We start from the raw sequence: 25,852 nt of genomic DNA, 5'->3' as shown, positions 1-25,852 counted from the left end.
TCAGTTCTCTCGGTTTCGGCGGACGCTACGAGAGAGATGGTGAGGATTATAACGTAGCGCAGGTAAAAGTGTTCGAACAAGGATATGACACTCGAGAGGGTATGCAGTCGGATCTCGAGGGGGGAGCGCTACCGCTCGGTCAGGATCGACCGACTCGAGCGAACCGAGGACAGCACGAACGGGCGACCAACGGGTACCAGGACCGAAGCCGCCTCGAATCGGTGGTCGACTCGAGGTGGGGCGTAGATGCGCCGCCGGAACCTGCTGGCGGTCGTCGGGGTCACCGCGGCCGGCGGCGCCGCCACCGCGTACGGGGTCTCGCAGCGGGAGACGGGCGAGGACAGTGACAGCGGCGACGGCCGGAACGAGTCGAGCGGAAGCGAGGGGTCGAACGACGAGTCCGCGGACGATAAACGGGCGGACGACCTCGAGGAACGCCTCGAGGACAGCGAAGGGATGCTCGTTTTCACCTACGACGACAGCCCGATCGAGGACTACACGCTCACTTACCAGGTTCACCAGGAGTACGACGTTCCGGGCTGTCTCGCCGTCTGTCCCGGGCTGATGGAACAGGATTCTGACGCGTACCTCGAACCGGATCAGCTGGTCGAGATCTACGAGGCGGGGTGGACCGTCATGTCCCACACTTACGAACACCGGGCGCTGGGACACACTCCCCTAACCGGAACTGCAGACGAGGGCGACGACCGGGTCTCCGTCGAGTGGGGTCGACACGGCGAGTTCGAATCGGATCCACTCGTCGCGTTCGACGACGACGGCGCCTACAGCACGACGTCGGTCGCCGGCGGCGGCGGCACCGATTCGACCGATGCGTACGTCGATCTCGAGGAGCCGCTGACCGAAACGGTCAGCGCCGACGGCTATCTTAGACATCCGGAGGAGTTCATACAGGATATCCTCGATCGGACCGACGACCGACTCGCCGAGTGGGGGATCGACGTCACCGGGTTCGTCTATACGTACGACCGCTACCACGGCGTCGTCGAGGAAATCGTCCGCGATCAGTACGACGCCGTCGCGAACCATCGATACGGCGGCGGCCACAACGAGATCGACGGCCTCGACCCGACGACGATGCAACGGATGTACATCGAGACCGACAAGACGAGCGAGGACGACATCGACGAGTTCGTGCAAACCGCTGCGGACGAGCGGGTTCTCTCGATCGTCGGCGCCCACTCCCAGTTCGAAACGTTCACCGAGGACCGCCTCGAGTACACCATCGAAGCCGCCCTCGAGAACGATCTGGCGATCGTCACGCTCGACGAGGCGCTCGCGGAGCTGGGGCATCTGTAGCCTCGACGTCCGAGCGGACCGTAACGCTCTCGAGTCGCGTCGCCGTATCCGCCCGCCATGATCAAGACGCGCGTCGTCGACTCGGACGCCGATCGCGAGGACGCCCTCGCCGTTCGCCACGCGGTGTTCGTCGAGGAGCAGGGCGTCGACGAGGACCTCGAGTACGACGAACACGACGCCGACGCCGTCCACGTCGTCGCCTACGACGGGAGCGATCCCGTCGGCGCCGCACGGCTCCGGGAACTCGAGGCCGGCGTCGGCAAGGTCGAGCGGGTGGCCGTCATCGAACCGCGACGGGGTGAGGGGATCGGCCGGAAGCTGATGGCCGTCCTCGAGGAGCGGGCTCGAGCGGGCGGGTTCGACGAGCTGAAACTCCACTCCCAGACGCACGCGGCCGACTTCTACGCGGAGCTGGAGTACGACCGATACGGCGAGCCGTTCGAGGAGGCCGGCATTCCCCACGTGAAGATGCGAAAGGTGCTGTAGCTGCGATCTGACCCGTCGCTACCCCGAACGGGCGCGAAGTCGATCCCGAACCGCAGTCCAGAGGATCCCGACGATCGCCAGCGTCATCGCCACGGCGAAGGCGACGACGAACAGCGCGGTCGGATCGCCCGCCGACGCCGCCGGCAGCTCCTCGAGGACGAACTCGCCCGCCAGTACGACCGCGACCGCGAACAGGGCGAGTCCGCCGACGTTCTCGAGGACGGAGTTGGTCTCGCCGACGACGTCGGCGTCGTTCAGCAGAACGAGGATCACCGCGAGCGCGAAGGGGGTCCCGACGAGGCCGAAGGCGAGGACGAGTACGAGCAGTTCGAAGAAGGCCCCCTCGAGGAAGGCACCGATCGCTGAGGCGAGCGCGACGACGACGAGCGCGGTCCGGTAGCGCGGGTCCTCGACGGACTGTTCCCAGCCGAGCTTGTCGGCCAGCAGGTACGGCGGCACGATCGTGTTGCCCCCGAGCGTCGAAACCGCGGCACCCCACAGTCCCAGCAGGAACAGCCAGGTCGCGTACTCGCCCGCAACCGGGCCGAGCGCCTGCGCGGCCTGGATCTCGTCGAGGGTCGCGGGGTCGACGACTCCCGGCAGCACGCTCGCTGCGACCAGAAAGACCGCGAGGCTGAAGATTCCGAAGGCGACGAGCATCGAGCTGACGACGTCGAAGCGCGCGATCCCGCGATCGCCCTCGGTCCAGCCGCGGGCGCGCATCGTGTAGCTCTGCATCGTCAGCAGCGTGATGTGGACCGCACCGCCGAGGACGCCCGCGGCGACGACCGCCCCGCCGACGCCGGCCGGCATCGAGGGAACCAGTCCGGTCGCGGCCTCGGCCGGATCGATCGGGACGACGAACGCCGAGGCGACGAACGCGAGCACCACGAGCGAGACGAGCAGCTTCGCGCCGAGTTCCGCGACCCTGTAACCGCCACCTGCGAGTCCAAGCGCGAGAATCACCGCCCACGTCACGCCCCACAGTCGCGGGTCGGCCAGCGCGGCGATTCCCGCCGAGCCGACGATCGTCGCGCTGACGTCGGCCAGCGTCTTCATGATCACCAGCTGTGCGAGCCCCGCCGCGAGCACGACGTCGATCACGAGCACCCACGCCCAGAACGAGCCGAGGCGGTCCTCGACGACGGCGACGATTCCCGCCTCGGTGAGCAGGCCGAGCCGCATCGCGAGGTACTGGCCGAACGTTCCCAGGATCGCCGAGAGGACGACCACCCACAACAGGGTGTAGCCGAAGCTCGCGCCCGCGACGAGCAGGCTGACCATCGTCGCCGGCCCCGCGGCGATCGCGCCCGCGAGCCAGGTCGGCCCCAGCCGCTCGAGATAGCCGGTCACGCGTCCGATTCCCCAGCGATCCGACGATCGCGTCTCCGTTCCCATCGGTGTCCCTTTCGCCGAGGCGGGTATAACTCCGTGGTATTCGCCCGTTGAAGAACAAGAAGGACACTCGTCAGTCGTCGCTCGGAACGCGGTCCGTCGCGGACGCGTTCGACGCGAACGCCGCGGACGGCCGAGAAACGAACGCGAGCGCGAGGAGTCCGAAGGCGAACATCACCAGCGCGACCGGGCCGGCGACCTCACCGTAGCCGGCCTCGGGATCGATTCCGATCGGGGTCTGAACCGCGGCGAACACGAGGAACCACGCGCTCATCGCTGGCAGCACCGCCAGTTCGATGAACGCGCTCACCGGGGCGACGTGCGATGCGGCGATCTCGGCGAACACCTCGGCCTGAGCGTCGGCGCTCGCCCAGCCCGGGAGGGCGTTCGCGCCCGGCTCGGACCGGACGACGATCTCCTGGAGGAACCGGTAGCCGACGAAGATCCGGAGCGCGTCGGCCGCGACCGCCGTCGGGGTCGCCCCCAGATAGACGTACGAGAGGCCGCCGGCGACGAGTCCGGCGAAGACGGTCAGCTCGAGACTCGTGAGGTGGACGCGGGTCCCGACGGTTTCGGGAATCGAGAGCAGGTAGTACGCGCCGACGACGGCGACCGCCGCGGCCAGCGGCGGGTACCAGGCCCGTCGGATCGGCAGCGGTGCGTTGAGGGTTCGAGTCAGCCGTCCGAGCGCGTCGGAGCGATTCCAGAGTACAGCGTCGAGGCCGCGGTAGCGACCGGCGTTCGCGACGAACGCGAACGCGATCGGGACGGTAAACAGCGGCGAGGTCCGGATCATGCCGAGGTGAAACACCGGCAGGAAGTAGACGATGCCAAGCAGTGCAGCGGGTCGCGTCCAGAGCCCGAGGATCAGGCCGACGGCGGTGGCGATCTGGGCCGCCAGCGCGAGGACGGTCCAGAGCTCGGGAGCCGGGAGGACGACGGCCTCGAGCAGCGCCGCGAACCAGCCGAACGTTCCCTCCTCGATCGCCCGTTCGGAAACCCCGTACACCTCCGCGCCAGCGTCGGCGCCGATCCACTCCGGGTTCGGCCCGGTGGTGAACCAGCCGAGCTTCCACCAGCCGCCGAGCGTCAGTTCGTACAGCAGGAGGAACCCGGCGAAGACGCGCGCGAACGCGATCCACGGTCCCGCTCGATCGTCGGCAGTCGATTCGGTCTCGGTGTTTCGCATATTTAGCATTCAGTACCTAAAAATTAGTATTTCCTAATAATTTTATCGCCTTAGTTATTATAGCGCAGGCCGACTGAGAGCTGCTCCTCGAGCCTCGAGTGAAACTGGTGTCACCGCTGTCGAGCGGTATCGTCGGAGAACGAGCTGATCGGCCGTGTCTTCGCTACTCCTGCCAGGTCGGGTTCTCGCGGGGCGGGCTGAAGATGTCGACGCCGCGGACCGTCTCGTCACTGCGATTCTCGGCGGCGTGGGGCTGGTCGCCGGGGATCGCGTAGGAGTCGCCCGGGCCGCAGACGATCTCCTCCCCGTCGCTGTGGAAGGTCAGTTCGCCCTCGTAGATGAACCCCGTCTGTTCGTGGGGATGGCTGTGCTCCTCGACGGTCGCGCCGGGCTCGATCTCGAAGTGCTGGACGTTCATCTCCTCGGCGCCGGCCATGATCGCGAGGTGGACCCCGTCGGCGGCCTCCGAGGTCTCGCTGTCGGAAAGGGACACGCGTTCCATACGTCTCGAGAGGCGAGGGCGGAGCTAATAGTAGTACGCCTCAGGATCACTTTCACCGCGCGTGCCGAAGCTTGAACTACGGGGCCACCCCATCTCGAGCTAGCATGTACGCCGTCGTCGGCTGTAGCGACTGTTCGCACCTCTGGATGATCGAGGGGCGCTCCGAGACGACCCAGTGCCCCCGCTGCGGTTCCAGGAAGGCCTACGAGCGTCGCAAGAAGTTCGTCGAGACAGACGACGCCGACCACGCTCGCGACGTCCGCGCGTCGATGCTCGCGAACCGCCAGGGCGAGGGCGAGAGCTTCGCGAAGCTGGATTCCTTTTCCGATCTCGAGCAGGAGGTCGCAGACGGCGTCGTCGACGACGAGGAGTACCTCGAGGCGTCAGGGCTCGACACCGACGAACTCGAAGCGGCGGGCGAGCGCGACCCCCGCGGTTCGACGAACAGCGGCAGCAAGAAGGAAATCGTCGAGCGGGCTCTCGAGGACCTCGAGCGACCGACCGAGGACGAGGTCGTCGACTACGCGGGCGAACGGGGCGTATCAGCCGGCTACGTCGAGGACGCCCTCGAGAAACTCACCAGACGCGGCGAGGTCAGCGAGAGCCGAGGGCGGTACCGGCGTCTTTGAGCGCGGCGCCCTGCTCCACAGCCATGGCCCTCGAGCGGCAGTTCTTTGCACCCCCAGCCGGTACGAAACGGCAATGGACGAGACGGTCGACGTGCAGGCAGTGACGATCGGCGTCGGGACGGTGGTCGCGATCGCGGCGCTGGTCTACGGCGCCGCCGTCGGCGACTCGCTGCTCGGCGTCGACACCACGACACTCGCGGTCGGCGCGTTCGCCCTGACGTTCGGCGCCCTCGCGGTTCTCCACGGCGCGTACGGCCGACGGGACTTCGCCGCCGCCTACGGCGTCGCCGGGATCGGACTGGGCGTCGTCGCCGTCGCCTCGAGCGGGTTCGGGGTGCTCGGCGGCTACCTGCTGCTCGCCGTCGGCGGGGGGTACGTCGCGGTCGCGACAGTCCGAGCACGGGCCGACGCGCGGACGCTGCCGCAGTAGCGTTGTGAGACGAGTTTTCGGCGGGGCTCGCAGATCAGGGGCCGGTTCCAACCGTTTTGACCGTCCCCGAGAGAAGCATTGCCACTTCGTCCAGGTCGTCGGGATCGACCGCGACGACGTACTGGTGGTTCGCCTCGAGGATCGTGTCGGGCCTGGCGACGTGGCTGGCGTCCGCGTCGGTGATGACGAGACAGCCCTCGGGGAGGGGCGCGTCGGCGAGGGTCTCGCCGGCGAGCGGGGCGTCCTCCCCAACCTTTACGCGAACGATCTCGATGTCCCCGGTCAACGCGTTAAAGACGCGGGGCGCGTTGCCGACGATCTCGTTCGCGATGAGCCTCGCCCCGGCCGCCTCGGGGTAGACGACGCTGTCGACCAGTTCGCCGTACTCGTGTCTGGACTCGGTGTCGGTCCGCAGGATCGTGTAGATCGACTCGTTCATTCGCTGGGCCGCCAGGCAAACCGCCAGGTTCGTCGCGCCGTCCTCCGTCAGCGCGGCGATCGTCTCGCTCGCCGCCGGGTCGGCCTCTCGAAGCACGGGCGGCAGCGTCGCGTCGGCCTCGATCACGGTCGGAAAGTGTTCGTCGATCTCCGCACAGCGGGACGGATCCCGCTCGATGACGACGACCTCGTGGCCGTAGCCGTCGAGCAGTCGGCCCGCGCGGTAGCCGACGCGTCCGCCGCCGACGATGATTACGCGCAGCGAATCTGTAGACATGCGATCGATCGTTTCTACCCTTCGCGCTCGGCTTTCTTAGTGGTATGCCAACACGCATGTCAGTAGGGACGCTCTCAGTCGAGCGAAGCGACTCGAAAGACGGTTCACGCGGTGCGAAAACGGGTTCGATTCCCCTGGCGCTACCGCCCGAGGTCCTCGTGGGCGCTCGCAAGGTGGTTCGACGCCAGCGCCGCGAGCAAGGAGAGTTCGCCCGCCAGCGCGCCGACGGCGATGATCTCCGCCAGGGCGTCGGCGTTCGAGCCCGCGGGATCGCCCCCGCCCCGGAGCCCGAGAACGTCGAGGGCCTCCGACTGCGTGGGAAGTTTGGTGCCGCCGCCGACGGTGCCGACCTCGAGCGAGGCCAGCGAGACCGAAGCGTAGAGGTCGGTCGCGCCGTTCTCCGCGTTCCTGGTGTCCATCGTCGTGATCGCGTTCGCGCCCTCGACGACCTGTGCCTCGTCCTGACCCGTCGCGAGGAAGGCCGCGCCGACGACGTTCGCGGCGTGGGCGTTGAAGCCCAGGCTGCCGGCCTTCGCGCTCCCGACGAGGTTCTTCCGGGTGTTGGCCTCGACGATCGCCTCGGCGGTGGTGTGCAGGCGATCCTCGACGAGGTCGCCGGGGATCACGACGTCGGCCGTCACCGACCGTCCGCGGCCCTCGACGGCGTTGATCGCCGCGGGCTTCTTGTCCGAGCAGAGGTTCCCCGAGAGCGCGACGAGCGAGGCCGGCGTCTCCTCGGCGACGACCTCGCAGGCCGCCTCGGTCGCGATGGTGGCCATGTTCATCCCCATCGCGTCCTTCGTGTCGTAGGCGAAGCGCAGGTAGACCGAGTCGCCGACGACGTACGGTTCGGTTCCGACTAACTCGCCGTGGCTCGTCGTCGACTCCGCAGCCTCGCGAAGCGCCTCGAGATTGTCCTCGACCCACTCGACCGTCTCGGCGGCCTCGGCGACGCCGTCGACCCGAAACACGGGGGCGCGGGTCATCCCGTTCTTGGTGACCCGGGCGTCGGCGCCGTCCGCCGAGCGGATCACCGAGAGCCCGCGGTTGACCGACGCCAAGAGCGCGCCCTCGGTCGTCGCCAGCGGCAGGTAGTGGTCGCCGTCGGCCGCCCCGCCCGAGACGGAGACGGGCCCGACGATACCTAACGGAATCTGGGCCGCGCCGATCATGTTCTCGATGTTCGGTTCGGCTCGCTCGGCCGGGAACGCGTAGTCGCCGATCGTCTCGAGGTCGGCGTCGGTCTCGCGCTCGACGAGCAACCGGCGGGCTTCCGCGGCGGTGTCGAAGTCGGCCTCGGCCTCGAGTTCGTGGATGCGAAGCTCCCCCTCCTGGACCCTGTCGGCGAGGGACGCGGGATCTGTCATGGTGGGGCCAACACGCGGCCCGGTCCTAAGGATTGCTGATCGCCTCGACTACCGTCGGGACGCGGCGTCGTCGTTCCCGATCGACTCCCGGTAGGCCGCGCGGATCTCGCGCCGGCAGACGACCAGTAGCGCGATCCCCGCGGCGCCGAATAGGAGCAGTGACGGCGTTCCGGTCGGTGCCGCGACGAACCCGAGCGCGAACAGCCCCGCGAGGACGGCGGCGACTCCCAGCCTTGTCCGGGGTGCGACCTCGTCGTCCGTCAGCGCGAGGTACAGCTGTGGAAGGACGATCGCGACAGCGAACGCGAGTGCGGCGAGCGGGCCGTCGCCGACCGGGACGCCGAGCGTCCCCTCGAGAACCGCGAGTCCGGCGAGGGCGAGCACGAACACGCCGAAGGAGGCCAGGATCGCCCGGTTCTCGCGGCTCGACATGTGTGAGTCTTCATTTCCGGGATACTACTAGTTTCTGGCCCGATACGAGGGCGTTCGCGGGACGTCCTCGAGGCGGCGACCACTACCGTTTTGCTCCTCGCGTGTGGGATCTCACCTATGACCGAGGCTGCCGATCTGGTGGTGACGAACGCGCGGATCTACACGCTCGCGGGCGACGGCGACGACGAGGCCGAACCCGACCCGGAGGAGGCCCTGGCCGTCCGGGACGGCGAGGTCGTCCGCGTCGGCGATACGTACGAAATCGAGTTCCTCGAGGGCGTCGAGACCGAGCGGATCGACTGCGAGGGGCGGGTCGTGCTTCCGGGGTTTATCGACGCCCACACCCACGTCGAGAACGCGGGCCGATACCTGGTCCACGCCGACCTCTCGGGCGCCGACAACGCGGCGGACTGTCTGGATCGCCTCGACGAGCGGGCCGCGGAGACGGAATCCGGATGGGTGCAGGGCTTCGGCTACGACGAGAGCGAGTGGGACGGCGACGACGGCTACCTCACCCGCGAGCAGCTCGACGAGGTGAGCGAGGACCGTCCCGTCGTCGCCCTGCGGATCGACATGCACGCCGCGTCGCTGAACTCCGTTGCGCTTCGGGAACTCGAGGGTGAACTCCCCGGGGACGACGTTCGCCGCGCGGGCGGGGAGCCGACCGGGGTCGTCGTCGAGGACGCCGCCGAGCGGGTCCGCGAGCACATCGCCCCCGGCTACGACGAGACCCGGGAGCTGGTCACCGCGGGCCTCGAGCGCGCAGCCGAGAAGGGCGTGACGGCCGTCCACGACATGGTTCGCAACTCCCGCTCACCGCAAGTGTACCGCGACCTCGAAGCCGCGGGCGAGCTGCCGATCCGGGTGCGGATCAACTACTGGGCCGATCACCTCGAGAGTGCGATCGAGCTCGGGCTCGCGACGAACGCGGGCAGCGACCGAGTTGAGACGGGCGCGATCAAGACCTACACCGACGGCAGCATCGGCGCGCGGACAGCGAAGCTGTTCGACCCCTACGAGCCCGACGAGAGCGAGGCGGGGCCCGATTCCGGGGACGACGGGGAGTGGGTCATCACCCCCGACGAACTCGGGGGGATCGTCGCGCAGGCCGACGGCGCCGGCTTTCAGGTGACCGCCCACGCCATCGGTGACGAGGCGATCGAGGAGGCGCTGTCGGCCCTCGAGACGACCGCCGACCCCGCTGGTTCGCGCCACCGGATCGAACACCTCGAGCTGGCGACCGACGACCAACTCGAGCGACTCGCCGAGGCGGGAATCGTCGCCTCGATGCAGCCGAACTTCCACCAGTGGGCCGGCGAGGACGGGCTCTACGACCAGCGCCTCGGGCGGGAGCGACGGAACCGGACGAACCGCCTGCGCCGGGTCCTCGAGCACGGGATCCCCCTCGCCTTCGGATCCGACTGTATGCCGCTGGATCCACTGCTGGGGATCCACCACGCGGTGAACGCGTCGACCGACGCCCAGCGGCTCTCCGTTACCGAGGCGATCCGGGCGTACACCTCTGGAGCGGCCTACGCCGGCTTCGACGAGGACCGACTGGGAACGCTCGAGGTCGGCAAACGGGCCGACATCGTCGTGCTCGAGGACTCGCCGTGGACTCAGCCGGACCGGATCGACGGAATCGACGTGACGATGACGATAGTCGACGGCGAGGTCGTCTTCGAGCGCTAACGGGGACCGATCCGACGCTGCCGCTACGGGAGCCGTTGGGAGTCGACGACGCGCCGACCGATCGGTTCCGTCGGGAGCTATCGAATATATCGGTTGTCAGTCATGTTGTAAGGGTTAAGACGACAAGTCGTGTACATCCAATGACGGATGGTGGCACACGACACTGGTCCGGGGGCAGCCGCGGTAACGGCTGAGAGTGTCCGCCGAACGTACCACCTCGCCGAGCCGGTCCACGCCGTCGACGGCGTCTCGCTGTCGCTGGGCGAGGGGTCGTTCACGGCCGTTATGGGGCCGAGCGGCTCCGGAAAATCGACGCTGATGAACCTCGTCGGCTGTCTCGATACGCCCGACGAGGGACGGATCGAGGTCGACGGACACTCGGTCGGGGAACTGTCCGACACCGAACGGGCGCGGCTGCGGGGCACCGAGATCGGGTTCGTCTTCCAGACGTTCAACCTGATGCCGCGGCTGACCGCCGTCGAGAACGTACGGCTACCGATGGTGTTTCACGACGGCGTCGACGCCGATCGACGGGAACGGGCGCGAACTCTGCTCGAGCGAGTCGGTCTCGGCGACCGCCTCGAACACGAGCCGAGCGAGCTCTCGGGCGGACAGCGCCAACGGGTCGCCCTCGCGCGGGCGCTGGCCAACGAGCCGACGCTGGTACTGGCCGACGAGCCGACAGGGAACCTCGACACCGAGACCGAAGCCGAGATCATGGAGCTCCTGGTCGAGCTCAACGAGGCGGGCGCGACGATCCTGCTGGTCACCCACGAGCGGGCGGTCGCCGAGTACGCCGACCACGTCGTCCACCTGCTCGACGGCGAGATCGAGTCCCTCGAGCACCTGAGCGACGCCCGCGACGTGACGGCTCGCGAGCACGGGCGCGCCGCAGGGAGCGACGAACGCCAACCGACGGAGGGGGGTGAAGCGTGAACCTTCGGGAGAGCCTGCGGATCAGCTGGCGCTCGATCAGGGCCCACAAGCTGCGTTCGGCGCTGACGACCCTGGGCGTGATCATCGGCATCGCCGCCGTCATCACGTTCATGGTGCTCGGCGGCGGGTTCTCCGAGGACATCGTCGGTGACATCGAGGCCGAGCAGGAGCCCGCGATGACGGTCCAGACCCAGACCACGCCGGAGGACGGGTTCGGCGTCATGCTGGTCGAGACGCCGATCTACACCGAGAGCGACGTCGACGCGCTCGAGCAACGGGAGGGGGTCGAGTACGTCGCGCCACAGGGATCGCTCGACGTGGTCCAGACGACAGCCGACGACGAGCAACTGACCGGCGTCGTCGACACCCAGGCGACCACGGCCGATCGGTTCGAACACGCGACGTTCGTCGACGGCGGGCCGTTCGACGGCGCGGACGAGGCGGTCGTCAACGAGCAGGCCGGCCAGGCCTTCGAGGGGAACGTCTCGGCGGGTGACGAACTCGAGCTCACCTTCGAGGACGGCGAGACGACGACCGTGACGGTCGCCGGCGTCGTCGAGAGCGAACTCGGCGAGCAGACGCCGCCGCAGGCGTTCGTCCCCGCCGACGAACACTACACGACGACCGTCGAGACGCCCGACGGCGACGAGGAGCGGGCGTACCCGACCCTGCAGATCGGCGCCGCGGGGCTCGACGACGTCGACCCGGTTCAGGAGACCGCCGTCGACTACCTCGAGGACGACTCCCACGCCGCGGAGCTGAAAGGGGACGACGACGAGATCGCCGTCCAAACCGTCGAGGACGCCATCGAGCAGTTCGACGACCTCGTCGGACAGCTCACGGTCTTCATCGGTGCCGTCGCCGGGATCGCGCTCGTCGTCGGCTCGATCGGGATCGCCAACATCATGATCGTCAGCGTCACCGAGCGAACCCGGGAGATCGGGATCATGAAGGCCGTCGGCGCCACGAAGCGCGACGTTATGCAGCTGTTTCTCGTCGAGTCGGTCGTCCTCGGCGTGATCGGCGCGGTCGTCGGCGTCGCCGCCGGCCTCGGCTTCGGCTACCTCGGGGTGTGGCTGCTCGGCTGGCCGATGGTGTACCCCCTCGAGTGGGTCGCCATCGCCGTCGCCGTCGGGATCGGCGTGGGGGTCGTCTCCGGGCTCTACCCCGCCTGGCGGGGCGCGCGGGTCGATCCGATCGAGGCGTTACGCCACGAGTAGCGGCATCCGGGGGCGATCCCGGCGCCAACGTATCGGATTTCGAACCAGTATCGTTATTGTCATCTCGCGACGATACGGACGTATGTTCGGCCCACTGCTCGTCCTCGGCGGGCTCGTCGCCCTCGCGATCGGCTGTCTGAAACTCAGGCCGGCCTACCACGTCTACCGCGGCGAAACGGACGACGTCGTCGCGGTCGAGCGCGCCGAGGGCCCGGTCGAAGTAGCGGGAACCGCGACGTCGCTCGGCGACCCGCTTCGGGCACCGATCACGGGAACGGACGCGCTCGCCTACGAGTACGAGGTCGAGGAGTACCGCTCGAGCGGGAAGAACTCCTCGTGGAAGACCGTCGACGAGGGACAGGATGCGACGGCGTTCCGGCTCGAGGACGCGACCGCGAGCGTCCGGGTCGAGCCCGCGGGCGCCGAGCTGGCGCTGTCGACCGACACGACGATCGAGGTCGACGGCGGCGAGCCCGAACCCGGGCCGATTCGGGAGTTTCTCGCCCACGAGTCCGACCTCGAGTCCGAGAACACCTCGCTCGATCTGAAGGTGGTCGAGCTCGCGACCGGAAACGACCGCAGGTACCACGAGCGTCGACTCGATCCCGGCGGCGAGGCGTACGTGTTCGGCCAGTCGAGCTACGACGTCGACGCCCGCGAGACGATGCGTGACGTGAGCGCGGTCGTGAGCGACGGCGACGGAACGCCGGCGTTCGTCGTCTCGAACGCCGGCCAGGAGGGGACGGCGCGGCTGCTCGTGAGGCGACAGCTGCCCTGGCTGGCCGGCGGTCTGCTCGCGATCGGCGTCGGCGTCTGGCTGTTGCCCTCGTCGGGGCTGTTCTGAGCGACGGGGCGACGCTGCGTCGATCCCGGCGGCGCCACCGACGCTTTTGTCCACGCCCCTCGTCGGGCCGTCCATGGACACGGGACTGTTGACGACGAGCACCGACGAGCTCTCGGAGGCCGACATCGCCGTTCGCGCCGAGGAACTGGGATACGACGACGTCTGGCTGCCCGAACTGTGGGGCGAGAGCGGCGTCGTCCGGGCGACCGAGATCGCGACTCGGACCGACGAGCTCGGGATCGGATCGGCGATCCTGAACGTCTACTCGCGCTCGCCGGCCGTCCTCGCGATGACCGCGGCCTCGCTGCAGCGGGTCTCGGACGGCCGGTTCGTCCTCGGAGTCGGCACGAGCACGAAGAAGTCGATCGAGGACCTTCACGGCGAACGCTTCGACCGCCCCGTGCGGCGCGCCCACGAGACGATCGAGCTCGTCCGCGCGTTCATCGGGGGAGAGGGTCGGGTCGAGTACGACGGCGAGTTGCTCGAGGCGAAGGACTTCCCCTCCCTCGAGGTGCCGACGCCGATCTACCACGCGGGACTCGGTCCCGCGAACCGCCGGGTCGTCGGCCGGCTCGCCGACGGCTGGATCCCGCACAACATCCCCTTCTCGCGGCTCGAGGACGCCTTCGATGAGATCGCGACGGCGGCCCGAGAGCGGGACCGAGATCCCGACGAGATCGCCGTCGCACCGTACGTCCCCGCGGCCGTCAGCGAGGATCTCGAGGCGGCCCGGGACGCGATCCGCGGCCACGTCGCCTACTACGTCGGCAGCGGCGAGGGGTACCGACGGGCCGTCGGCGCGGCCTACCCCGACGAAGCGGAGCGGATCGCCGAGGCGTGGCGGGAGGGGGAGCGAGGGGCGGCCGCGGACGCCGTCACCGACGAGCTGGTCGCCGACCTCGGCGTGGCGGGAACGCCCGAGGACGCCCGGGATCGCCTCGAGTCCCTCGTCGCCGACACCGTGATCGACCACCCGATCGTCGTCGTTCCCGACCCCGCCTCGAGCGCGGTGACGGAGCTGACGATCGAGACGCTCGCGCCCGATCGGTAGCGGGGCGAAAAAGCGGGCTGCAACGGTCGAGGGGAAGACTTTGCGCTTCTCCTGGAGGGCGACCACGGCTACACCTACGACCTCGACGAGTTCGTCGACCGGATCCGCGAGCGGCTCAATTACGAGGATCTCGACCTCGAGAGTTCCTACTCTACGCCCTCGAACGTCGATCGGGCCGACACCACCTACCGAACGAAAGCCGTCATCGCGCTCCTGAGCGAGACGACGCCGGGCGATCAGATCGCGAACGTCGAACGCCAACTCCCCGCCGAGTTCGAGGAGCCGTTCGAACTGGTCGACGCCGAAACCCAGCCCTGGGAGCAGTCCGACTGTCGCCCATCCCGCCAGGGTTCCTTCTACTCGAGGTCGATCCGTCGCCCCGAGTCCGCCGACTCGTAGGCCGCCTCGATGACTCGCAGGTCGGCGAGCCCGTCCTCGCCGTCCGGTTCCGGATCGGTACCGGTCAGCACGCAGTAACCGAAGTAGTCGAACTCCTCGCGGACCTCGTCGACCGGCGGCCCCGTGTACTCCATGCGGACGTCGCCGCTCTCGACGACCATCTCCTGTGGGACCACGCCGCCGAACGGCGAGGAGATCGACACCATCCCGTCGGTGCCGATCAGCTCGAGCCGACTGCTGGCGTGGGCGTCGAAGCTCGCGGTACAGGAGGCCGTCGCTCCCGTCGGGAACTCGAGCTGGAAGGCGACGTGTTCGTCGACCCGATCGAAGGGCTCCCCGCTCGAGTGGGTCCTCGCGTAGACGCCGGTCGGATCGCACTCCAGCAGGAACCGGACCGTGTTCAGCGGGTAGATCCCGAGATCGACCAGCGCGCCGCCGCCGGCCAGCTCGGGATCGAGCCGCCACGTGTCGGGTCCCGAATGCTCGAGCAGCGGGTGCGAGAAGCCGCCGTGGACCTGGACGATCTCGCCGAGGACGCCCTCGCGAATCAGATCGCGGGTCCGTCGGACCGCGGGCTCGGTCTGGAGTCGGTAGGCGGTCATCAGGACGACGCCGGCGTCGGCGCAGGCGTCAACGACCTCGCGGGCGTCCTCGGGGTTCGTCTCGAGGGGTTTCTCGCAGACGACGTGCTTGCCGCGCTCGGCCGCGGCGATCGCGTACTCGCCGTGGGTGGCGTTCGGCGTCGCGATATAGACCGCGTCGTAGGCGTCGGCCGCCTCGCCCGTCAGATAGGCGTCGTAGTCGATCGCACGGTCGGCGCCGACGTCCTCCGCGAGCGACGCTACCCGGTCGGGATCGCTCGTGACCAGCGTCGTCGTCCGGCAGTGCTCGCTCTCGCCGATCGCCGGCAGCGCCCGGTTGCGCGCGAAGCCGCCGATCCCGACGACGGCCATCCGCACCGTCCCCTCGGCCGAATCCCGTTGCCAGTCGCGCCGGGCGAAGTTCGCGAACGCGTTCTCGAGTCCCATAACCGGCGTACGGACCGGAACGACAAGGGCGTATTTCACGACTATCGGACCGTCGGCCGAGCGAACCGATCGCCGCGACGTACTGAGCGGTATTTATCGTTCCGTTCGGTCACCAGCGAGTGGTACCTATCCATGCTACCGTATCGAATAGAAAAGTTATTCAATAGTGGTCGGTGTGTAATTCTAGCCACGTGAAAGACGAATGGCAAAAATGGAAACCGCGGAGATCGAAACCGACCTGAGTCTGTTCAAATACGACCATCTCGAACAGCTTCCCTCGGAGTATCGGGGTCTCGAAGAGGAGGAACGAACGGAACGGATCGAGGCCGCCCTCGAGATCCTCGGCGACGACGTCGTCGTCCTCGGGCACAACTACCAGCGACGGGAGATCGTCGAGCACGCCGACTTCGTCGGCGACTCCTACGGGCTCTCGAAGGAGGCGGCCGCGGCCGACGCCGAGTACGTGATCTTCGGCGGCGTGACGTTCATGGCCGAGAGCGCCGACATCATCACCGACGACGACCAGACGGTGATCCTCCCGTCGATGGAGGCCTCCTGCCCGATGGCCGGGATGGCCGAGGCGCTGCAGGTCGACGCCGCCTGGGCGGAGATTACGGAGGCCGCACCCGACGCCGACATCGTCCCGATCACGTACATGAACTCCTACGCCGATCTGAAGGCGTTCTGTGCGAGCCAGGGCGGCCTGGTCTGTACCTCCTCGAACGCCCACGAAGCCTTCGAGTGGGCCCTCGAACGCGGCGACAAGGTCCTCTTTCTCCCGGACAAGCACCTCGGGGAGAACACGGCTCACCGCCAGGGAATGGCCGACGAGACCGTTACGTGGGATCCGTGGGATCCCGAGGGAAAAGACGCCGAAGAGGTCGCCGAGAAGGACCTGATCCTCTGGAACGGCTACTGCCAGGTTCACGAGCGCTTCAGCGAGGCCCACGTCGAGCAGGTTCGCGCGGAGCAGCCGGACGCGAACGTGGTCGTTCACCCCGAGTGTCGCCGCGAGGTCGTCGAGGCCGCAGACGTCGTCGGCTCGACGGCGACGATCCGCGAGACGGTCGCGAACGCCGCCCCCGGCGAGACGTGGGCGATCGGCACCGAGATCCACCTCGCCGAGCACCTCCAGCGCTGGCATCCCGAGGTCAACGTCGTGCCGCTGTGTGGCGACGCCTGCATGGACTGCAACGCCATGCGCCAGATCGACCCCAACTACCTCGCGTGGGTCCTCGAGGAGCTGGTCGCGGGCCGGGAGCGCAACGTAATCGAGGTCGCCCCCGAAGAGAAGGAGCTGGCCGAGCTGGCGCTCGAGCGCATGCTGGAGCTCTGATCGACCATGTCCGAGACACCACCCCACGACACCGCGGACGTCCTCGTCGTCGGCAGCGGCATCGCGGGCTGTGCGGCCGCGCTGCAGGCCGCACGCGAGGACGCGGAGGTACTGCTGGTGACGAAGGCCGAGCGCCCCGCCGACGCCAGCACCGACTGGGCCCAGGGCGGTATCTCGACCGCCCGCGGCGATCCCGAGGCGCTGAAACGCGACGTCCTCGCGGCCAGCGACGGGACCGCCGATCCCGACGCCGTCGACGTCCTCGTCCGCGAGGCCGACGCGGCCGTCGAGGACGTCCTCCTCGAGACCCTCGGAATCGGTTTCGACGAGCGCGCAGACGGCGCGTTCGACTACGCCCGCGAGGCGGCCCACTCCGAGCGACGCATCCTCCACGTCGACGCCGCGACGGGGACTCACATTCTTCGCCCGTTTCTGGCCTACGTTGACGACCACGAGCGCATCGAGGTTCGCCAGGATACCGCGGCGCTCGAGCTGATTACCCACGAGGGCCGCGTCCACGGCGTCCTCACCGACGAGGGCGCGACCGGCCACCCCGTCTACGCCGGGGCGACGGTGCTGGCGACGGGCGGAATCGGGACGCTTTATCCGCGCTCGACGAACCCCGACGGCGCGACGGGCGACGGGATCGCGACGGCCGCGCTCGCGGGCGCCGACGTTGCGGACCTCGAGTACGTGCAGTTTCATCCGACCGCTTTCGACGGGGAGGATCCGTTCCTGCTCTCGGAGGCGCTGCGCGGCGAGGGCGCCGTCCTTCGGAACGCGGACGGCGACCGCTTTATGCCCGACTACCACCCCGACGGCGAACTCGCACCCCGAGACGTCGTCGCTCGCGCGGTCGAAACCGAACGCGAGGGGACCGGCGAGGTCCTCCTGGACGTACGGACGCTCGAGGAGGGTTTCGAGGACGAGTTCCCCGGCATCGCCGAGAACTGTCGCGACCGCGGGATCGAGGGCGACGAGATTCCGGTCGCGCCCTGCGAACACTTCCTCTGTGGCGGGATCGACGTCGACGACCGCGGACGGACGAGCCTCGAGGGACTGTACGCCGTCGGCGAGTGCGCTCGGACGGGCGTCCACGGCGCGAACCGCCTGGCGAGCACGAGCCTGCTCGAGGGATTGGTCTGGGGATTGCGGGCGGGCGAGGCTGCGGCCAGCTGCGAAGTGAGCCCCCAGATCTTCGACGCCCCCGCCCTCCGGGACAGCGACCCCGCGCTGCCCGAGCGCTTCGCCGCCGAGAAGTTCGCGCGGCTGCAGCGAACAATGGCAGAACAGCTCGGCCTCGAGCGCGACCCCGACGGGATCGCCCGCGCGAGCGCCGTCCTCCGGCGGCTCAAGGGGGAGATCGACGCCTACACCCGAACCAGGACCTCCCGCGAGCTCTACGAGCTTCGAAACGCCTGCGTCACCGCGCTGCTGATCGCGCGGGCTGCAGGCGAGAACGCGGAATCGCGGGGCTGTCACCACCTCGTCCGCGAGGACTCGCCGACCGCCGAGCGGGAGGTCCCTCGATGATCACCGACGCGCAGGTCGAGCGCTGGCTCCGCGAGGACGTCGGCCACCACGACGTCACGAACCGAGTTCCGGGCGAGACGACGGGTCGGCTCGTCGCGAAGGAGAGCGGCGTCGCGGCGGGACTCGAGGCCGCCCGCGCCGTCTTCGAGTATCTCGGTATCGACGTCCTCGAGACGCTCGAGGCGGGGTCGCCGATCGAGCCCGGCGACGAACTCCTCCGCGTCGCGGGGGCCACGTGCGAGGTTCTCCGTGGCGAACGCCTTGCGGTGAACCTGGTCGGGCACGCCTCGGGCATCGCGACCCGAACCCGCAGGGCGGTCGACGAGGCGCGAACCGAGTCGGACGACGTCCGGATCGCCGCGACCCGGAAGACGACGCCCGGCCTGCGGGGCCTCGAGAAGCGGGCCGTCGTCGCCGGCGGGGGCGACACCCACCGGCTCGACTGCTCCCATATGGTGATGGTCAAGGACAACCACGTCGCCGAGCTGGGTCTCGAGGACGCCGTCTCGCGGTTCCGGGAGCGGGCGTCGTTCGCGACGCAGATTGAAGTCGAGGTCGAGTCCCCGGTAGACGCCCCCCGGGCCGTAGAGGCCGGTGCGGACGTCGTCCTGCTCGACAACATGACGCCCGCGGAGACCCGGACGGGGGTCGAGCTGCTCGCCGAGACTGACGCGCTGACAGAGGCAAGCGGCGGGATCGGACTCGAAGAGGTCCCCGAGTACGCCGGGACTGGCGTCGACGTGATCTCGATGGGGTCGCTGACTCACTCGGCGCCCGCGCTGGATCTGTCCTTTCGAACCGGCGAGGAGACCGCGTAGAGCGCGTCGCTCCGCGCACGACCTTTTTGGCCCTCGAGCGCCCATCGCTCTCTCGTGACGGAGCCAGTCCGAACCTGCGCGGATCACGGGCCGTTCGCGACCGACGACGGGACCTGTCCGCGCTGTGGCGGTCGTGGGACGGAGCTACTTTCGGGAGAGCGACGGCGTCGCCTCTCGAAGTTCGCGAGCGGTGCCCTCCGACACTTCCCCGGCGACGCCGGCCTCGAACTCGACGAGCGGGGGTGGACACCCTTCGAGGCGCTTGCTGCCGTCGTCGAGCGGAAGTACGACTGGGCGGGACCCGACCGTATCGCGGCCGTGATCGCGACCGATCCGAAGGGGCGGTTCGAGCGAACCGGCGGGGCGGACGGCGACGGGAGCGGCGACCGCGTCCGCGCGGCCTACGGCCACTCCGTCGACGTCGACCTCGAGCCGACCGACGCGCCGGTGCCCGACGAGCTCTACCACGGCACCGCCCCGGAGAACCTCGCGTCGATCCGCGAGTCGGGGCTCCAGCCGATGTCCCGCCAGCACGTCCACCTCTCGGAAAGCCACGGGGCAGCCCACCGCGTCGGGAGCCGCCACGCGAGCGATCCCGTCGTCCTCGTCGTCGACGCCGCGGGGATGCTCGCCGACGGCCACCGGATCACGAAACGCGGCCGCGAGACGTACACGGCGGATCGGGTGCCGCCGGCGTACCTCGAGAAGTTCGGCTCGAGCGACGATCCCCGCCGCTAGAGCGGGAGCGACGGTGCAGACTCGGTCGGTTCCCGTTTTCGGCATCGGACGAGGGCCGCCCGTGACGGATCCTCCGCTGTATCCGACGCGGACTGAGACGCGCCGTACTTGGGCGGTGAGCGGGTCGATCACCGTCGCGGCGGACACGGTCCCTCGAGACCGGCAGCGAGAGCGACGCGGAGGCGGTCGAACTCGCGAACGGCAGGATCCACGGGCTGCCGGGATCGGTCCGCGTCGAGACGGTCGCGCAGGCCCGCTGTTTGCGGACTGGTACCAGGAGTCGACAGGAAATTTATCCGTTCCGGTAGCCATTTCGCGGACATGGGTACGGGAGCGAGTCCCGAGAAAGGGGACGGACGGCTCTGGGGGAGCGTCGACGACGACGCGGCACTCGAGCGGTATCGGACGCTCGTCGGTGCGATCGACGACGGCGTCTATCAACTCGATGCGGACGGGACCTTCGTCGCGGTCAACGACGGTCTCGTCGAGATGACGGGCTACAAACGGGACGAACTCTTGGGGGAACACGTCTCGTTGGTTCTGGACGACGACGACGTTTCAGCCATCGAGGACGCGGTTTCGGCGCATCTCGAGGGAACGAGTGAGGGGAACGAAACGTTCGAACTGGGCGTTCGAACCGCCACCGGCGAGATCGTCCCGTGCGGACTCCGGGTCAATCCGCTCGCGGACGACGGCGAGCTTCGGGCCACGATCGGCGTAGTGCGGGACCGCACCGAGCCGAAGCGACGACTGGATACGTTCGAGTCCCCGGATGCGCCGTCGGGATCCGTCACCGACGTCCTCGACGAGGCCGACATCGGGGTGTTCGTCCTCGACGACGCGTTCGAGGTCGCGTGGGCCGACGAGACCATCGAGCGGTACTTCGGACTGGATCGGGACGCGATCGTCGGCCGCGACAAACGGACGCTGGTGGAGGAAACGGTAAAATACGAACTCGAGGATCCCGAGCGGTTCGCCGAGACCGTATTGGCCACCTACGACGACAACAGCTACATCGAGCGCTTCGAGTGCCGTGTCACGGCGGGCGACGGTCGCGACGGTCGGTGGCTCGAACACTACAGCAAGCCGATCGAGTCGGGCCGCTACGCCGGCGGGCGGATCGAGTTTTACTACGATATCACCGACAGGAAGCGCTCGGAGAGCGCCCTCCGGGAGAGCAGAGAGGAGTTTCGCTCCCTGGTCGACGCGATCGAGGAGTACGCGATCTTCCGGCTGGACCCCGACGGTCGCGTCATCAGCTGGAACACGGGCGCCGAGCGGATCAAGGGGTACGACCGCGAGGAGATCCTCGGCGAGGAGTTCTCGGTCTTCTACACGCCCGAGGACCGCGCGGCGGGCGTCCCCGAGCGGAACCTCGAGCGAGCGACCGAGCGCGGCTCGTTCGAGGACGAGGGGTGGCGCGTCCGTGCTGACGGGGCGCGGTTCTGGGCGAACGTTACCATCACGGCGGTCCGGGACGCCGACGGCACCCACCGGGGCTACCTGAAGGTGACGCGGGACATGACCGAGCGCTGGCGGCGCGAGCAACGGCTCGAGAGCGAACTCGAGGAGGTCTTCGGGCGGATCTCCGACGCGTTCTACGCGGTCGACGAGGAGTTCCGGTTCACCCACGTTAACGACCGCGCCGAGGACCTCCTCCAACGTCCCGAGGACGAACTGCTCGGCGAACGCCTCTGGGACGTCTTTCCGTCCGCCGCCGAGCTCGACGAGGTCTGGGACGCGTTCCAGACGGCGCGGGAAACCCAGGAGGCGACCAGCTACGAGCTCTACTACGACACGCTCGGATTCTGGGTCGAGGCGAACCTCTACCCCTCGGAAACCGGGATCTCGGTCTACTTCCGGGATATCACCGACCGCAGGGAACGCGAGCAGTACCTGGAGGAGACCAAAGAACAGCTCGAGGCCGCGACCGAGGCCGGCGCGGTCGGCACCTGGGAGTGGAACGTCGCCGAGGACACGTTCGTTACCGGCGCCTCCTTCGCGCGAACGTTCGGGCTCGATCCGGAGCGGGCGCGGGAGGGAGTCCCCCTCGAGCGGGTGCTGTCGTCGATCTACGAGGACGACCGCGACCGGGTCGTCGCACGGATCGAGGACGCCCTCGAGCGCTGCGGCGAGTACGAGGCGGAGTACCGCGTTCGCGACGCCGACGGCGAGATCCGCTGGGTCTTCGCTCGCGGCCACGTCGAATGCGACGAGGCGGGCGAGGCCGAGACGTTTCCCGGCGCGCTCACCGATATCACGGAGCGCAAACGGGCCGAGCTCGAGGCCGAGAAGCAACGCAGGCAGCTCGAGACGCTGTTTCGAGTGTTGCCCGTCGGCGCCGTGGTCGCGGACGCGGACGGGTCGCTGATCAGGGCCAACGCCGCGGCCAGGGAGATCTGGGGCGGGGACGTCTTCGACGCCGACTCCGTCGCCGAGTACGAGAAGTACGCCGCCGTCTGGGCCGACTCCGGCGAGCCGGTCGAACTCGAGGAGCGGACGATGTCCCAGGTGCTCCGCGGGGAGGAGGTGACCGAACCGAACGTCTACCAGATCCGGACGTTCGACGACGAACGGCGGATCGTTATGGAACACGGGATGCCGGTCAGAGACGAACGCGGAGACGTGCGTCGTGCGGTCGTTACGGTCACGGATATCACCGAGCGCCGCGAGTATCAGCGACGACTCGAGGAGACGATCGAGCAACTCGAGACCTCGAACGAACGCCTCGAGCAGTTCGCCTACGCGGCCTCCCACGACCTACAAGAGCCCCTGCGGATGGTCTCGAGCTATCTACAGCTGATCGAGAGCCGTTACGGCGAGCTGTTCGACGCCGACGGCGAGGAGTTCCTGCAGTTCGCTATCGGGGGTGCAGAGCGGATGCGAAGCATGATCGACGGCCTGCTCGCGTACTCTCGCGTCGAGACGGGCGGAAGCTCCTTCGAACCGACCGATCTCGATCGGCTCCTCGAGGACGTTCTCGACGACGTTCAGCTCCGGCTCGAGGAAAGCGGTGCCGACGTGACGGTCGAAACCCTCCCCCGGGTGAACGGCGACGCCAGCCAGCTCCGACAGCTGTTCCAGAATCTGCTCGAGAACGCGGTCGAGTACAGCGGCGACGAGCCGCCGACGATCCGCGTCGACGCCGAGCGACTGAACGGGACGTGGAAGATCGCGGTCCGCGACGAGGGGATCGGGATCGCCCCCGGCGATCAGGAGCGCGTGTTCGAGGTCTTCCAGCGCCTCCACGGCCGCGGCGAGCACGAGGGAATGGGGATCGGGCTGGCGCTCTGTCAGCGGATCGTCGAGCGCCACGACGGCGAGATCTGGGTCGACTCCGACCCCGGTGAGGGGACGACGGTCTTCGTTACGCTCCCGGCGGTCGAGGAGTCGTAACGGTCGGTCGATCGTCGAAGGGAATCGCGTCGACGGATGTCCTCGAGCCGAGACTACGGGAAACGACGCACCGGCGTCTCGCGTGTCTCGTTCGGCGACGTCGGAGCAGCCGGTTCGCTCGAGGCAGGGCTCGTCGGTTTTTTGAACTGCGAGGGAAGGGATTCGAACCACGCCCGAGAACCTGCTCGCTCCGCTCGCAGAACCTCGGTCTGATTCAAATCCCCTCGTCTCGCAGCTACCGCTCACGGGTGTTCGCGGTAGCATGCGAGGGAAGGGATTTGAACCCTCGGACCCCTACGGGAGCGGGTCTTAAGCCCACCGCCGTTGGCCTGCTTGGCTACCCTCGCACAGAAGTGCGCTCGAGGGTAGTCGCCGTGCTGGAATGTGTGTTTCGGTGTTCGCTCACCCCCGCGTCGGTCGACCGAGGTCGGAGCGTAGTTATTTGGGGAGCGGCCGATTATCGAGGGTGTATGGGTGAGAGTAACTTGCAGGAGGAGCAGGAGCCGCTGAAGGCCGAGTACGAGCAAAACCCCGAAGCGGCCCAGATCACGCTGACCGCGACCGGCGAGGAGCAAGACGACAGCCGGAGCTGTAACGTGGACATCGGCCGGGCGATCTACGAGGCCGAACTCCACGAGGGCGCCGGCGGTCCCGGAACCGGCGCCTGTTCGGGCGATCTGTTGCTGGGCGCGCTGGCGGCGTGCTCGCAGCTCACCGCCCAGGCCGTCGCGGAGAACTTCGGCCTCGAGGTCGACATCGGCGTCGAGGCCAGCGGCGACCTCGACCTCCGCGGGACGATGGGCGTCGACGCGGACGCACCCGTCGGCTTCCAGGACATCCGCCTCGAGGTCACCGTCGACGGCGATGTCGACGACGATACGAAGGCCGCACTGCAGAAGTACACCGAGCGGTACTGCGTGGTCTACCAGACCCTCGCGGAGCCGTCGGCCCTCGAGACCGAGTGGACGTTCCGGGAGGGCGGGGCGGACTGATCGGACGAATGACACGTCGGGGCCGCGCCGTCGCTACCAGTCGACGCTCAGCGTGCCGTCGCCGTGGGGATCTGGCGCGATCTCCTCGTCCGTGCGGCGGTCGATCACGTGGATACAGCCGTCGCCCTTCTTGGCTGGGCAGACCTCCGCGGCCCGAACGTTGTGCTCGAGATCGTCCTCGCCGAAGAAGTAGACCTCCGGCTGAGCGATTCCCGACTCGAGGGACATCCCCCAGTTGTCGCTGACCTCGGCGCACTTGCCCGCGCCGAAGCACTTGTTGGCCTCGAAGACGATCTTGTACGGCTTCTCCGAGACCGGCGGCGCGTCCGCGGAGCCGACGTCGCTCGCGCGCGTGATCTCCTCGTTGTTCATTGCGTAGAGGTTCGGCCGAATCGCCTTTCGCGTTACGGTCGGTTCGAGGGACGATCGGTCAGCTCCGCGCCGGCACGCCGGCTTTCGGTTCCGGGAGGTCGTAGCTGACGTCGGTCAGATCGCTCGAGACCGCCCACAGCCAGCGGGCCGTCTCCTCGTCGTAGGATCGGTCCGAGGAGGCCTGGCGTTCGGGCGTCCCGCGCATGTTCCCGAACCCGCCGGGGCCGTAGTAGGCGCCGCCCTCGGCCTCGGGCGCGGTCGCGGCGTACAGCGTCGGCAGCGCGCCCGTCGCGGACGGCTGGGCGATCACCGCGTTCATGAGTTTCATCGCCGCCATCCGGAGCCGACTGCCCCGCTGTTCGGGGCCTCGGTACTGCAGGTTCGTGTTCGCGTAGCCCGGATGCACTGCCACGCTGTCGGCGTTCACGCCGGCGGTGAGGAAGCGTCGCTCGAGCTCGTACGCGAACAGCACGTTCGCCAGCTTCGACTGGGCGTAGGCCTCCCACTCGTCGTAGGATCGCTCGCCGTGGAGGTCCTCGAAGCGGATCCGTCCCCGCTCGTGGACGGCACTCGAGACGGTGACGACCCGCGCGGGCTCCTCGCCGTCGGTCGCGAGGTTCTCGAGGAGCAGACCGGTTAGCGCGAAGTGGCCGAGGTGGTTGACGCCGAACTGGGTCTCGAACCCGTCTTCGGTCTCCGAACGGGGGATCGCCATGACGCCGGCGTTGTTGATCAGGACGTCGATCTCGTCGCCCTCGAGCCGATCGGCGAAGGCCCGAACCGACTCGAGATCGCCCAGGTCACACTCCTCGACGCGGAGTTCGGCGTCGGGTGCGTCCCGGCGGACCTCGCGTGCCGCCTGTTCGCCTCGATCGGTGCTTCGACAGGCCATGATCACCCGAGCGCCGTTGCGCGCGAGTTCGCGGGTCGTCTCGAGGCCGATCCCGCTGTTGGCTCCCGTGACGACGATCGTCCGGCCGCTCTGGTCGGGAATGTCCGCAGCCGTCCAGTTCATACGACAGCCAAGGGAGGCGT

At 68.5% G+C, this 25,852-nt stretch carries 25 protein-coding genes and 1 tRNA gene; 16 read left to right on the top strand and 10 right to left on the bottom strand.

The window, feature by feature from the left end:
* Positions 1-246 precede the first annotated feature (246 nt).
* Together ACFEMD_RS11335 and ACFEMD_RS11330 are read left to right on the top strand one after the other, a co-directional pair.
* A complete protein-coding gene (locus tag ACFEMD_RS11335; RefSeq protein ID WP_394741116.1) occupies positions 247-1,317 on the top strand; it encodes a polysaccharide deacetylase family protein in 1,071 nt (356 codons plus the stop codon).
* A 57-nt stretch (positions 1,318-1,374) separates the two neighbouring features.
* Positions 1,375-1,803 (top strand): GNAT family N-acetyltransferase, encoded by a 429-nt coding sequence (locus tag ACFEMD_RS11330; protein ID WP_394741115.1) that lies wholly within the window; start codon positions 1,375-1,377, stop codon positions 1,801-1,803.
* An 18-nt stretch (positions 1,804-1,821) separates the two neighbouring features.
* Here the strand turns inward: ACFEMD_RS11330 and ACFEMD_RS11325 are convergent, their stop codons facing one another.
* From ACFEMD_RS11325 to ACFEMD_RS11315, 3 genes are all read right to left on the bottom strand, one after another.
* Complete coding sequence (locus ACFEMD_RS11325; RefSeq protein ID WP_394741114.1) at positions 1,822-3,201, bottom strand: NRAMP family divalent metal transporter; 1,380 nt, start codon at positions 3,199-3,201, stop codon at positions 1,822-1,824.
* Between the two features lie 70 nt (positions 3,202-3,271).
* Entirely contained in the window at positions 3,272-4,387 is a 1,116-nt protein-coding gene (locus tag ACFEMD_RS11320; protein WP_394741113.1) for a DoxX family protein, read from the bottom strand.
* Positions 4,388-4,550: 163 nt separating this feature from the next.
* Entirely contained in the window at positions 4,551-4,889 is a 339-nt protein-coding gene (locus tag ACFEMD_RS11315) for a cupin domain-containing protein (RefSeq protein ID WP_394741112.1), read from the bottom strand.
* 104 nt (positions 4,890-4,993) lie between these two features.
* On the opposite strand from ACFEMD_RS11315, the gene ACFEMD_RS11310 reads away from it, so the two are divergent.
* Entirely contained in the window at positions 4,994-5,518 is a 525-nt protein-coding gene (locus ACFEMD_RS11310) for a DUF5817 domain-containing protein (protein WP_394741111.1), read from the top strand.
* A 73-nt stretch (positions 5,519-5,591) separates the two neighbouring features.
* Positions 5,592-5,948: a hypothetical protein gene (locus tag ACFEMD_RS11305; protein WP_394741110.1), complete on the top strand. Its 357-nt coding sequence runs from the start codon at positions 5,592-5,594 to the stop codon at positions 5,946-5,948.
* 34 nt (positions 5,949-5,982) lie between these two features.
* Here the strand turns inward: ACFEMD_RS11305 and ACFEMD_RS11300 are convergent, their stop codons facing one another.
* The 3 genes from ACFEMD_RS11300 to ACFEMD_RS11290 all read right to left on the bottom strand — a co-directional run bounded on the left by ACFEMD_RS11300 (position 5,983) and on the right by ACFEMD_RS11290 (position 8,462).
* Entirely contained in the window at positions 5,983-6,663 is a 681-nt protein-coding gene (locus tag ACFEMD_RS11300; RefSeq protein ID WP_394741109.1) for a potassium channel family protein, read from the bottom strand.
* Between the two features lie 140 nt (positions 6,664-6,803).
* A complete protein-coding gene (gene hmgA / locus ACFEMD_RS11295) occupies positions 6,804-8,030 on the bottom strand; it encodes a hydroxymethylglutaryl-CoA reductase (NADPH) (RefSeq protein WP_394741108.1) in 1,227 nt (408 codons plus the stop codon).
* Between the two features lie 48 nt (positions 8,031-8,078).
* Positions 8,079-8,462, bottom strand: a complete 384-nt coding sequence (locus ACFEMD_RS11290) for a hypothetical protein (RefSeq protein ID WP_394741107.1) — start codon at positions 8,460-8,462, stop codon at positions 8,079-8,081.
* A gap of 117 nt (positions 8,463-8,579) precedes the next feature.
* On the opposite strand from ACFEMD_RS11290, the gene ACFEMD_RS11285 reads away from it, so the two are divergent.
* The 6 genes from ACFEMD_RS11285 to ACFEMD_RS11260 all read left to right on the top strand — a co-directional run bounded on the left by ACFEMD_RS11285 (position 8,580) and on the right by ACFEMD_RS11260 (position 14,604).
* Positions 8,580-10,154 (top strand): amidohydrolase, encoded by a 1,575-nt coding sequence (locus ACFEMD_RS11285; RefSeq protein ID WP_394741106.1) that lies wholly within the window; start codon positions 8,580-8,582, stop codon positions 10,152-10,154.
* A 147-nt stretch (positions 10,155-10,301) separates the two neighbouring features.
* A complete protein-coding gene (locus ACFEMD_RS11280; RefSeq protein WP_394741105.1) occupies positions 10,302-11,090 on the top strand; it encodes an ABC transporter ATP-binding protein in 789 nt (262 codons plus the stop codon).
* A complete protein-coding gene (locus ACFEMD_RS11275) occupies positions 11,087-12,310 on the top strand; it encodes an ABC transporter permease (protein WP_394741104.1) in 1,224 nt (407 codons plus the stop codon). The genes ACFEMD_RS11280 and ACFEMD_RS11275 overlap by 4 nt, the downstream gene beginning before the upstream one ends.
* Positions 12,311-12,392: 82 nt before the next feature.
* Positions 12,393-13,154: an E3 ubiquitin ligase gene (locus tag ACFEMD_RS11270; protein ID WP_394741103.1), complete on the top strand. Its 762-nt coding sequence runs from the start codon at positions 12,393-12,395 to the stop codon at positions 13,152-13,154.
* Positions 13,155-13,227: 73 nt separating this feature from the next.
* Positions 13,228-14,205, top strand: coding sequence for an LLM class flavin-dependent oxidoreductase (locus ACFEMD_RS11265; RefSeq protein ID WP_394741102.1), 978 nt, complete (start codon positions 13,228-13,230; stop codon positions 14,203-14,205).
* Positions 14,206-14,256: 51 nt separating this feature from the next.
* Positions 14,257-14,604 (top strand): DUF2267 domain-containing protein, encoded by a 348-nt coding sequence (locus ACFEMD_RS11260; protein WP_394741637.1) that lies wholly within the window; start codon positions 14,257-14,259, stop codon positions 14,602-14,604.
* On the opposite strand, the gene gfo6 is transcribed toward ACFEMD_RS11260, so the two are convergent.
* Entirely contained in the window at positions 14,562-15,632 is a 1,071-nt protein-coding gene (gfo6, locus tag ACFEMD_RS11255) for a D-xylose 1-dehydrogenase Gfo6 (protein ID WP_394741101.1), read from the bottom strand. The two genes, ACFEMD_RS11260 and gfo6, sit on opposite strands and share 43 nt — an antisense overlap.
* Positions 15,633-15,834: 202 nt before the next feature.
* Between gfo6 and nadA the strand changes: the two genes are divergently transcribed.
* The 5 genes from nadA to ACFEMD_RS11230 all read left to right on the top strand — a co-directional run bounded on the left by nadA (position 15,835) and on the right by ACFEMD_RS11230 (position 23,453).
* Complete coding sequence (nadA, locus tag ACFEMD_RS11250) at positions 15,835-16,968, top strand: quinolinate synthase NadA (RefSeq protein ID WP_394741100.1); 1,134 nt, start codon at positions 15,835-15,837, stop codon at positions 16,966-16,968.
* Positions 16,969-16,974: 6 nt separating this feature from the next.
* The gene (locus ACFEMD_RS11245) at positions 16,975-18,501 is read left to right on the top strand and encodes an L-aspartate oxidase (protein ID WP_394741099.1); all 1,527 of its coding nucleotides are present in this window, start codon (positions 16,975-16,977) and stop codon (positions 18,499-18,501) included.
* Positions 18,498-19,319, top strand: a complete 822-nt coding sequence (gene nadC, locus ACFEMD_RS11240; RefSeq protein ID WP_394741098.1) for a carboxylating nicotinate-nucleotide diphosphorylase — start codon at positions 18,498-18,500, stop codon at positions 19,317-19,319. The genes ACFEMD_RS11245 and nadC overlap by 4 nt, the downstream gene beginning before the upstream one ends.
* A gap of 54 nt (positions 19,320-19,373) precedes the next feature.
* A complete protein-coding gene (locus ACFEMD_RS11235) occupies positions 19,374-20,057 on the top strand; it encodes an RNA 2'-phosphotransferase (protein ID WP_394741097.1) in 684 nt (227 codons plus the stop codon).
* Positions 20,058-20,378: 321 nt separating this feature from the next.
* A complete protein-coding gene (locus tag ACFEMD_RS11230) occupies positions 20,379-23,453 on the top strand; it encodes a PAS domain-containing sensor histidine kinase (RefSeq protein WP_394741096.1) in 3,075 nt (1,024 codons plus the stop codon).
* A 263-nt stretch (positions 23,454-23,716) separates the two neighbouring features.
* Here ACFEMD_RS11230 and ACFEMD_RS11225 read toward each other — a convergent pair.
* Positions 23,717-23,800 (bottom strand) — tRNA-Leu (locus ACFEMD_RS11225).
* A gap of 123 nt (positions 23,801-23,923) precedes the next feature.
* Between ACFEMD_RS11225 and ACFEMD_RS11220 the strand changes: the two genes are divergently transcribed.
* Entirely contained in the window at positions 23,924-24,445 is a 522-nt protein-coding gene (locus ACFEMD_RS11220; RefSeq protein ID WP_394741095.1) for an OsmC family protein, read from the top strand.
* 33 nt (positions 24,446-24,478) lie between these two features.
* Here ACFEMD_RS11220 and ACFEMD_RS11215 read toward each other — a convergent pair whose 3' ends face one another.
* Complete coding sequence (locus ACFEMD_RS11215; RefSeq protein ID WP_394741094.1) at positions 24,479-24,817, bottom strand: ferredoxin; 339 nt, start codon at positions 24,815-24,817, stop codon at positions 24,479-24,481.
* 58 nt (positions 24,818-24,875) lie between these two features.
* A complete protein-coding gene (locus ACFEMD_RS11210) occupies positions 24,876-25,832 on the bottom strand; it encodes an oxidoreductase (RefSeq protein WP_394741093.1) in 957 nt (318 codons plus the stop codon).
* Between the last annotated feature and the right edge of the window lie 20 nt (positions 25,833-25,852).

Origin of the sequence: Natronococcus roseus, from assembly GCF_043677095.1 — an archaeon.
GTDB classification, from domain to species: Archaea; Halobacteriota; Halobacteria; order Halobacteriales; family Natrialbaceae; genus Natronococcus; species Natronococcus roseus.
This window is presented reverse-complemented; position numbering and strand designations above follow the sequence as displayed.

Bases quoted from the DNA above. Each gene is read 5' to 3' on its own strand.
- ACFEMD_RS11335 (WP_394741116.1), top strand. From the start codon at position 247: ATGCGCCGCCGGAACCTGCTGGCGGTCGTCGGGGTCACCGCGGCCGGC.
- ACFEMD_RS11330 (WP_394741115.1), top strand. From the start codon at position 1,375: ATGATCAAGACGCGCGTCGTCGACTCGGACGCCGATCGCGAGGACGCC.
- ACFEMD_RS11325 (WP_394741114.1), bottom strand. From the start codon at position 3,201: ATGGGAACGGAGACGCGATCGTCGGATCGCTGGGGAATCGGACGCGTG.
- ACFEMD_RS11320 (WP_394741113.1), bottom strand. From the start codon at position 4,387: ATGCGAAACACCGAGACCGAATCGACTGCCGACGATCGAGCGGGACCG.
- ACFEMD_RS11315 (WP_394741112.1), bottom strand. From the start codon at position 4,889: ATGGAACGCGTGTCCCTTTCCGACAGCGAGACCTCGGAGGCCGCCGAC.
- ACFEMD_RS11310 (WP_394741111.1), top strand. From the start codon at position 4,994: ATGTACGCCGTCGTCGGCTGTAGCGACTGTTCGCACCTCTGGATGATC.
- ACFEMD_RS11305 (WP_394741110.1), top strand. From the start codon at position 5,592: ATGGACGAGACGGTCGACGTGCAGGCAGTGACGATCGGCGTCGGGACG.
- ACFEMD_RS11300 (WP_394741109.1), bottom strand. From the start codon at position 6,663: ATGTCTACAGATTCGCTGCGCGTAATCATCGTCGGCGGCGGACGCGTC.
- hmgA (WP_394741108.1), bottom strand. From the start codon at position 8,030: ATGACAGATCCCGCGTCCCTCGCCGACAGGGTCCAGGAGGGGGAGCTT.
- ACFEMD_RS11290 (WP_394741107.1), bottom strand. From the start codon at position 8,462: ATGTCGAGCCGCGAGAACCGGGCGATCCTGGCCTCCTTCGGCGTGTTC.
- ACFEMD_RS11285 (WP_394741106.1), top strand. From the start codon at position 8,580: ATGACCGAGGCTGCCGATCTGGTGGTGACGAACGCGCGGATCTACACG.
- ACFEMD_RS11280 (WP_394741105.1), top strand. From the start codon at position 10,302: ATGGTGGCACACGACACTGGTCCGGGGGCAGCCGCGGTAACGGCTGAG.
- ACFEMD_RS11270 (WP_394741103.1), top strand. From the start codon at position 12,393: ATGTTCGGCCCACTGCTCGTCCTCGGCGGGCTCGTCGCCCTCGCGATC.
- ACFEMD_RS11265 (WP_394741102.1), top strand. From the start codon at position 13,228: ATGGACACGGGACTGTTGACGACGAGCACCGACGAGCTCTCGGAGGCC.
- gfo6 (WP_394741101.1), bottom strand. From the start codon at position 15,632: ATGGGACTCGAGAACGCGTTCGCGAACTTCGCCCGGCGCGACTGGCAA.
- nadA (WP_394741100.1), top strand. From the start codon at position 15,835: ATGGCAAAAATGGAAACCGCGGAGATCGAAACCGACCTGAGTCTGTTC.
- ACFEMD_RS11245 (WP_394741099.1), top strand. From the start codon at position 16,975: ATGTCCGAGACACCACCCCACGACACCGCGGACGTCCTCGTCGTCGGC.
- nadC (WP_394741098.1), top strand. From the start codon at position 18,498: ATGATCACCGACGCGCAGGTCGAGCGCTGGCTCCGCGAGGACGTCGGC.
- ACFEMD_RS11230 (WP_394741096.1), top strand. From the start codon at position 20,379: ATGGGTACGGGAGCGAGTCCCGAGAAAGGGGACGGACGGCTCTGGGGG.
- ACFEMD_RS11220 (WP_394741095.1), top strand. From the start codon at position 23,924: ATGGGTGAGAGTAACTTGCAGGAGGAGCAGGAGCCGCTGAAGGCCGAG.
- ACFEMD_RS11215 (WP_394741094.1), bottom strand. From the start codon at position 24,817: ATGAACAACGAGGAGATCACGCGCGCGAGCGACGTCGGCTCCGCGGAC.
- ACFEMD_RS11210 (WP_394741093.1), bottom strand. From the start codon at position 25,832: ATGAACTGGACGGCTGCGGACATTCCCGACCAGAGCGGCCGGACGATC.